The organism is Halanaerobium sp. (assembly GCF_003070835.1).
In genome coordinates this window covers 1-5,321 of the sequence record NZ_QBLR01000242.1, presented here as the reverse complement: position 1 = coordinate 5,321, position 5,321 = coordinate 1, and the positions used below count along the sequence as shown (strand labels likewise).

The window sequence follows — 5,321 nt, the reverse complement described above, 5'->3', positions numbered from 1 at the left end:
TATAAGACAATTTATTTTGTTAAACTAATGAAATCAATTTAATATAGATAACAATTTCATCTATTAATAATTTTATCAGAGGGTGTAAATAAATGAGAAAAGAAAGATTAATCACTTACCAGGAAAGTCTAAAATTAAAAAATAGCATCTATATCGACGCCAGAACTGAAGCTGAATATCAGGAAGCCACAATTCCGGGTGCAGTTAATATAGAATTACTCAATCACGAAGAACGAAAAATCATCGGTACTATTTATAAACAGCAGAGCCCAAAAAAGGCAAAATTGAAGGGTGTTGAATTAGTTTCTCCAAAAATTCCAGATTTAATTGCAGAGGTTAATCAACTTGCTCAAAATTATGATAATCTAATTATATTCTGTTCTCGCGGAGGGCTAAGAAGTAAGAGTCTGGCTGAATTTTCTGATCTGGCAGGTATTGAGGTTTACAGATTAGAAGGGGGCTATAAACATTACCGGCATTATATTATGGATAAGCTGGCAGACTATAAATTTAAGGGTAAAATTTCAGTTCTACACGGAAATACCGGAGTGGGAAAAACCTATATCTTAAAGGAAATGGAAAAGCTGGGTGCAAATATTATTGATCTGGAAGGAATAGCCAATCACAGAGGTTCAGCTTTTGGCAGTATCGGTCTTCAAGAACCATATAATCAGAAATATTTTGAATCATTACTCTGGGAAGAATTGAAAGAAAAGGATAATAAAGGTGAAGTGATTTTTGTAGAAGCTGAAAGCAGAAGAGTTGGTCATTCAGTCATTCCAGAATTTTTTCATCAGAATATGAAAGCTGGTGATGATTTACTGATTACTGCTTCGATGAAAAAAAGGGTGGAAAACATTTATCTAGAATATATAAAAGACATAGAAAGTAACCAGCATGAATTTGTTGAAAGAGTTTTAGAGTCTTTAACAGCAATTAAAAAATATATAATCAAAAAAGCTGGTAAAAATTCTTATTTTAAGCTTTTAGAAATGGCTGAAGCAGCAAAATTTAAAGAATTAACTAAATTGCTTTTAGAAGAGTATTATGATCCAATGTATGAACATTCTCAGAAAAAAGTTGACAATTATAGAGCCGAAATCAAGGCTGAAGATATCAAAAAAGCAGCCCTTAAAATTAAGGATCTCTATCAAATTTAGTAGATATTTTTTATTAAAAGATAGGAGCTGATTGAAATGTCTGATGAAATTAAACACTTTTCTATGGGAGGGATTGAAATTCCCGCTCGAAAAGAATTAAATACAGATTTAGAAATTGAAGAATTACCCCTACCTGAAGTTGTTTATCTGCCTGTAAGACAGCATATTGGTCGACCTGGTAAAATAACTGTCAAAAAAGGTGATTATGTTAAAAGGGGCCAGTGTATCGTTGAAGAACAGGAAGGAGTTTCCGCCCGACTTCACGCCAGTCTTTCGGGAGAAATTCTAGACATTAAAGAAATACCTGATGGTAGAGGTGGTAAATCAGAGGCTATTATTATCAAAAGAGATCAAAATGCAGAAGTTAAAAGAATAAATTTTTCATTAAAAACTAAAAAAGAAAAAAGTGCTGAAGAAATTAAAGAAATTATTAAAAACTCAGGCATAATTGGAATGGGAGGAGCTGGTTTCCCTACCCATATCAAATTATCACCACCTGCAGATAAACCTATTGATACTATAATTATCAATGGCTCCGAATCTGAACCCTATGTCTCTGTTGATGATCGAACAATGCAGGAAAAAACAGCCAAAATTTTTAGAGGTCTGGAATTAATCAAAAAAATGGTTGGGGCAAAAAACGGATTTATTGTCTGTGAGGAAAATAAGGAAAAAGCAATTAAAAAATTAGCTTCTGAAGCAAAAAAATGGCCTGAGTTGAGTTATCAGGTTGTGGATTCACTTTATCCCCATGGGGCCGAAAAGATGCTAATTGAAGCCTGCTTAAATAGAGAAATTCCAGAAGGAGAATTACCCATGGAAGTTGGAGTAATAGTAAACAATGTTCAGACTGCAGTTGCTGTTGCAGAAGCTGTAGATGAAAAACAGCCGGTGGTTGATAGAATAGTTTCTGTAAGTGGATATGGTATTAAAAATCCTAAAAACTTAATTGTGCCGGTGGGAACTCCGATTAAAGAATTGATTGATTACTGTGGTGGAGTAGTATCTGAAGATAGTATTTTAATAATTGGAGGAACAATGACCGGATTTAAAGCTGAAAGCACAGAAATTCCAGTTACCAAAACTGGTTTTGGCATTATTATATTATCAGAATCTGAATATAAGGAGTATGAAAGCAGAGTCTGTATTCGCTGTGCTAAATGTGTGGATGCCTGCCCTGTTTATATTACTCCAAATCGAATTACTGATTTCATAAATAATAATTATCTAGAAGAAGCAGAGGCTTTAAGTCTTGCCAGCTGTATAGAATGCGGAAGCTGTGCCTATGTCTGTCCTGCCGGCAGACCTCTATTGAGATGGTTAAGAGAGGGTAAAGCCCGGGTAAGAGAAAGAAATAATTAATGGAGGTGGTCTAAAATGGATTTAAAACTTTCTGGTCCTCATATTGGAACAGATGATTCAATAGAAAAAACAATGTGGAATGTTGTGCTGGCCTTAATACCAGCAGCTGTGGCTGCAGCAGTATTTTTTGGTTATTATGCTCTCTTTTTAATTTTTTCAACCGCAGTTTTTTCAGTTTTGTTAGAATATCCCTTTACCAGGAAATTCCCGGGTGATGGCAGTGCTTTTGTAACCGGAATGCTTTTAGGAATGAGTATTCCTGCTGATTCTCCCTTCTGGCTGCCTCTAGTTGGGGCCTTTTTTGCAATAATTATTGCCAAACAACTTTTTGGAGGTCTGGGAAATAATATCTTTAATCCTGCTCTGGCCGGTAGAGCAATTATCAGGCTTTCTTTTGCCAGTTATTTTAGCAGCTGGCCCGCTCCTTTTGATGGAATTACCGGGGCAACCCCTTTAGCCCATAGAGCAGCTGACTCTTCTTATACATATCTCAATCAGAATGGTCTCAGCGGAATCTGGAATCTATTTAGCGGGAATATCCCTGGAGCTATCGGAGAAACTTCTGCTCTTGCATTATTGATTGGTGCAGCTTTTTTATATTATAGAGGTTATATTGAATGGAGAATCCCCGGTGCTTTTATAACAGCAGTAATTATTACCTCAGCCTTACTGGGAGTTAACCCTGTTTTAAGTGTTTTTTCTGGAGCAGTTATTCTGGGAGCATTTTTTATGGCAACAGATATGGTCACCTCTCCTGCTGCCAGAGAAGGAAGATTATTTTTCGGAGCCGGTTGTGGAGCTTTAACAGTTCTGATTCGCTACTTTTCCAGCTACAGCGGTGGAGTAACCTTTGCAATTTTAACAATGAATGGTCTTTCCTATTTATTTGATCATTTATTTGAAGGCTTCCACTATGGGCAGTATCAAATCCGAAAAAGAAACTATAAAATCGTTGGAGCTTCTATAATTGCAGCAGTAATAATTGCGTTGTTTAGTTATTTTTCTCTGCTAATTGCTTAAAAAAATAATCCATAATAACATTATAATATAGAAAATAGTAAGAAAGGAGAATGATTTAATGATTAATGAACTGAGCCTGGTAAATAAAATCAGTCTTTTAGGCTTACTTGCTCTACTTGCAGGTACAGGAAACGGAGTTCTTTATGCTCTTATTTTTGCTCTGACAATTAGTTTTACAGCAGCAGTTATTAAAATTATTTATTTAAAATTTGAGCATTTTTTTCAGCAGAAAACTGGTGAGATAATTCTCTGAGGTACAGGTCTTGGAATTTCTTATTTTCTTTATACACTGCTGCCTCAAATTTTTAAAAGTCAGGCAGAAAATTTTAATTATTATTTTATTTTAATTGGAGTTACACCCCTGCTTTATGCTGAACTTAAAAATAAAAGTTTAGTTAATTTTATAATTAACCATACTTTATTTTTTGATTTAATGCTTGCAGTTTCAGTTTTAAGAGAGCTGCTTGGTCAAGGTAGTATTTTAAACTATCAAATTTTTGTAGAACCTCCTCTTTCTCTGGCTGCTAATCCCCCGGGTGCCTTTTTAATATTGAGCCTGGTTGCTTTTATTTATGAACTAATAATAAATAAATTCAAATTAGAAAAAAAGACGCAAAACGAAGCTGAAATTAAATTAGAAGGGGAGGTAAAACCATGAGTGAAATGATATTGCTCTTCTGGGATCAGCTTTTGAAAAATAATATTGTTTTAATCTCTTTTACAGCAGTACTGCTGATCATCGTAGAAACACCAAAACTTAGAGCTTCTTTTAAAGAGGGGCTTATTATCACCGGAGCAATGGCTTTTAGTGCAGTCTCTGCCTGGTTTTTTTCTTATTATCTCAGCTCAGCTGATTTCCTGCTGCCTGCTGTTTATTTCTTGAATTCGCTGATTGCAGTTAAATTAATAAAAACTGGTAATCTGCTGCAGGGAAACTGGATTGCTGGTATAAAACGAGAATTTATTGCTCTACCTGCTTTATTATCCTTACAATTTAATATTATGGAAAGAACAAATTATAATTATCAGGATTTAATTATTTTAGCAGCAGCTCTGACAGGTATTTATCTTATTTTTGTTATTACTACCGCTATCAAAGAACAGCTGGATCTTAAAGAAAGTAAGGATATTTTTCATAAAGAATATACCTTATTTTTAGTTCTTGCTTTTTTAAGTGCTGTAATGTCAGGTTTTGATTTTTTATAGATTATTTAAGCAGACAGATATTAAATTTTAATCTGTCTGCTTTTTAATGCTTATTTTAAAGTTTTATTAAAAGCGGAGAGCATTAAGAAACTTCAAGACTCTTTTATGTTATTACCATCCTTTATCAGATCATACTCTCCACTTCTAAGCAAAGAACAGAGCTCCCTCATATCTGATGGCAGCCTTTCGGCAGTAATTCCACCCAGTGCTAAATCTTCCTCCTCATGAAAATCAGAACCAGATATCATGTTTAGATCATGTTCTTCTGCAATAAGGTGCTTATATTATTTTTTAAAGATCAAATTTTTTCTTTATTTTCTCTGAACGAAGTTTATCTAATCTGGAATCAAAAACTAACGATGGAACTACAGACGAATTTAAGTTATCATCAATTCCAACAAATATTAAAAACGCTTCCGCAGCTTTAATTAAATCTTTATTAGTGGCTTCTATAAAAGCTTCAGCATAAATATAAATTGAGCTTTTACCTACATGAAATATTTCAGTTTTTATTTTTACTTTGTCATCTAATAAAATTTTTTCAAAAAAATTAATTTGTTTAGTGTTATCGAA

The 5,321-nt window shown here is 33.9% G+C and carries 8 protein-coding genes; 6 read left to right on the top strand and 2 right to left on the bottom strand.

The window, feature by feature from the left end:
- Positions 1 to 92: 92 nt before the first annotated feature.
- The 6 genes from mnmH to CI949_RS16370 all read left to right on the top strand — a co-directional run bounded on the left by mnmH (position 93) and on the right by CI949_RS16370 (position 4,748).
- Positions 93 to 1,160: a tRNA 2-selenouridine(34) synthase MnmH gene (mnmH, locus tag CI949_RS16395; protein WP_290768262.1), complete on the top strand. Its 1,068-nt coding sequence runs from the start codon at positions 93 to 95 to the stop codon at positions 1,158 to 1,160.
- 36 nt (positions 1,161 to 1,196) lie between these two features.
- Entirely contained in the window at positions 1,197 to 2,522 is a 1,326-nt protein-coding gene (gene rsxC / locus CI949_RS16390) for an electron transport complex subunit RsxC (protein WP_290768259.1), read from the top strand.
- 15 nt (positions 2,523 to 2,537) lie between these two features.
- On the top strand, positions 2,538 to 3,542 hold the full coding sequence (locus CI949_RS16385) for an RnfABCDGE type electron transport complex subunit D (protein WP_290768256.1): 1,005 nt from the start codon (positions 2,538 to 2,540) through the stop codon (positions 3,540 to 3,542).
- A gap of 58 nt (positions 3,543 to 3,600) precedes the next feature.
- A complete protein-coding gene (locus CI949_RS16380; RefSeq protein WP_290768254.1) occupies positions 3,601 to 3,795 on the top strand; it encodes a hypothetical protein in 195 nt (64 codons plus the stop codon).
- Positions 3,796 to 3,975: 180 nt separating this feature from the next.
- Entirely contained in the window at positions 3,976 to 4,200 is a 225-nt protein-coding gene (locus tag CI949_RS16375; protein WP_290768251.1) for a hypothetical protein, read from the top strand.
- Complete coding sequence (locus tag CI949_RS16370; RefSeq protein WP_290768248.1) at positions 4,197 to 4,748, top strand: hypothetical protein; 552 nt, start codon at positions 4,197 to 4,199, stop codon at positions 4,746 to 4,748. Before CI949_RS16375 ends, CI949_RS16370 begins: the two co-directional genes overlap by 4 nt.
- A gap of 92 nt (positions 4,749 to 4,840) precedes the next feature.
- On the opposite strand, the gene CI949_RS16365 is transcribed toward CI949_RS16370, so the two are convergent.
- Both CI949_RS16365 and CI949_RS16360 read right to left on the bottom strand, forming a co-directional pair.
- Positions 4,841 to 4,996 (bottom strand): hypothetical protein, encoded by a 156-nt coding sequence (locus CI949_RS16365; protein WP_290768245.1) that lies wholly within the window; start codon positions 4,994 to 4,996, stop codon positions 4,841 to 4,843.
- A gap of 43 nt (positions 4,997 to 5,039) precedes the next feature.
- On the bottom strand, positions 5,040 to 5,321 hold a 282-nt coding region (locus CI949_RS16360), incomplete at its 5' end, for a hotdog domain-containing protein (protein ID WP_290768242.1).

Bases quoted from the DNA above. Each gene is read 5' to 3' on its own strand.
- mnmH (WP_290768262.1), top strand. From the start codon at position 93: ATGAGAAAAGAAAGATTAATCACTTACCAGGAAAGTCTAAAATTAAAA.
- rsxC (WP_290768259.1), top strand. From the start codon at position 1,197: ATGTCTGATGAAATTAAACACTTTTCTATGGGAGGGATTGAAATTCCC.
- CI949_RS16385 (WP_290768256.1), top strand. From the start codon at position 2,538: ATGGATTTAAAACTTTCTGGTCCTCATATTGGAACAGATGATTCAATA.
- CI949_RS16380 (WP_290768254.1), top strand. From the start codon at position 3,601: ATGATTAATGAACTGAGCCTGGTAAATAAAATCAGTCTTTTAGGCTTA.
- CI949_RS16375 (WP_290768251.1), top strand. From the start codon at position 3,976: ATGCTTGCAGTTTCAGTTTTAAGAGAGCTGCTTGGTCAAGGTAGTATT.
- CI949_RS16370 (WP_290768248.1), top strand. From the start codon at position 4,197: ATGAGTGAAATGATATTGCTCTTCTGGGATCAGCTTTTGAAAAATAAT.
- CI949_RS16365 (WP_290768245.1), bottom strand. From the start codon at position 4,996: ATGATATCTGGTTCTGATTTTCATGAGGAGGAAGATTTAGCACTGGGT.